Below are 1839 nucleotides of genomic sequence, written 5' to 3' on the forward strand. Positions count from 1 at the left end.
CACCAATCATTTTTACTGGATTTCCATTCACTAAAAAACGACCTCTATCGTCAATTTCGACTTCTCTAAAACCTACCTGAGTACTTGTGTATTGAATAGCAGTTCCTTTATCATCTTTTACAGTGAATAGTAAAGTGTATAAATAAGGATCTTCAGCAGACCATTTTTTAGGAGACTTTACCTCTGTTTCAATCATAGCAAAATCTACATTGTCACGTTGCGGATAAGACTCACCAAAAAACTTTTGTAATTTCATTACGTTTTTATCTCCTACAGCAACACCATTAGCATCTAATAGTTGAGTCGTTAATGTCCAATTATCAACGGTTGTATGTAATGGAGCATCACCAAAGTGACCTACCTTTTCAATATATTTATCGGCTATATTGGCAACGAAAGCCGGACGAATTTGCAATAAGGCTTTATTATAGTCTTTATCTAAATCTGTACGAACTGTAAAATTTGATAAACGTACTTTTGGTACGGCTTGCAAGAACACTTCTCTTTCTATTCCGCTCATTCTCCAGTGATCTTGTGCTTCAAGATAACTTCCATCTGACCAACGATATACTTTTACGGCAATTTTATTTTGTCCTTTTTTTAAATGCTTGGTAATATCAAACTCTGATGGTAAACGAGTATCTTCACTATATCCAACAAATTCACCATTTACCCAAACATAAAAAGCAGAAGATACGCCACCAAAATGCAAAATCACATCTTTATCTTTCCAGGAATCGTTCAAGTCAAAAGTTTTCACATAATGCCCTACAGGATTATCACTGTGGTTGATAAAAGGAAAATCACTAAAAAACGGATAGGTTGAATTGGTATAAATAGGAATTCCGTACCCTCTCATTTCCCAGTTGGAAGGAACATCAATCGTTTTCCAACTAGAAGTGTTGAAATTAGGTTGTTGAAATGTAGTAAATGCATCAGCTGGTTTTGCTACCCAATTGAACTTCCAGTCACCATTCAATGATTGAAACCAAGTTGATTTATCTCTTTGGTTGCTTTTGGCCAAAGTTTCATTTTCATACGAATAAAAAGTAGCTCTCGCTGCCATTTTATTAATTTGATTCACTGCTGGGTTTTCCCAATCGTTTTGCTGTGCAAATGCACTATATGAAAGAAAAAGAACTGCAAAAAATAGATAATTTTTCAAGGGAAATGTATTTTAGAATATAATCGATTTATTTATAAAGTTTGAAAGATACTACTGATGTCCAATGGATCATCCATTTCTTTTTGTAATTGTAGCAACTCCTTAAATAGCGTTTTTACTTTTACTTTATTTGCCGCAAGTCCTGCTATATCGCGCATTTCTTCAGGGTCTTTATTTAAATCAAATAATAATACCTTCTTGATTTTTGGATAGACTATTAATTTGTACCCCTCTTTACGAATCATACGTTGTAAATCTAAGTAGGCTCCATAAATCGCTTTGTAATTGCTTTTTGTTGTTTTTCCTTTGGCTAAATCCATTAAGCTATTAAACTCTACATATTTAGGTTTTGGTGCTCCAGCTAAATCAAGTGCTGTTGCCATTGCATCTTGCAAATAAATATCAGCATCTACTTTTTTGTTTTTTGGGATATCAGGCCCTACCATTACAAAAGGAGCACGAATACTATGGTCAAACAAACTTTGTTTTCCTATTAAACCATGACGTCCCATTGCTAAACCGTGGTCAGCAGTAAAAATGATGTAGGTGTTATCCATTTTACCTGATTTTTTTAATGCATCCAAGATCAACCCAATTTGCTCATCAGCATACGTAATACTAGCATAATATTCTTGTGTATGGACTTTGACAGCATATTGAGTTCTAGGAAAAGG

The 1839-nt window shown here is 34.2% G+C and carries 2 protein-coding genes; both read right to left on the reverse strand.

The genetic code is table 11. The features are described from left to right. Positions 1 to 1165: sugar-binding domain-containing protein (locus tag WBQ70_RS05675; protein ID WP_423911567.1), on the reverse strand; the 1165-nt coding region annotated here is incomplete at its 3' end. A 32-nt stretch (positions 1166 to 1197) separates the two neighbouring features. Next, a partial coding sequence (locus tag WBQ70_RS05680) for a sulfatase-like hydrolase/transferase (protein WP_423911569.1) occupies positions 1198 to 1839 on the reverse strand: 642 nt, incomplete at its 5' end.

This window comes from Flavobacterium sp., assembly GCF_049590715.1.
Classification (GTDB): Bacteria; Bacteroidota; Bacteroidia; order Flavobacteriales; family Flavobacteriaceae; genus Flavobacterium.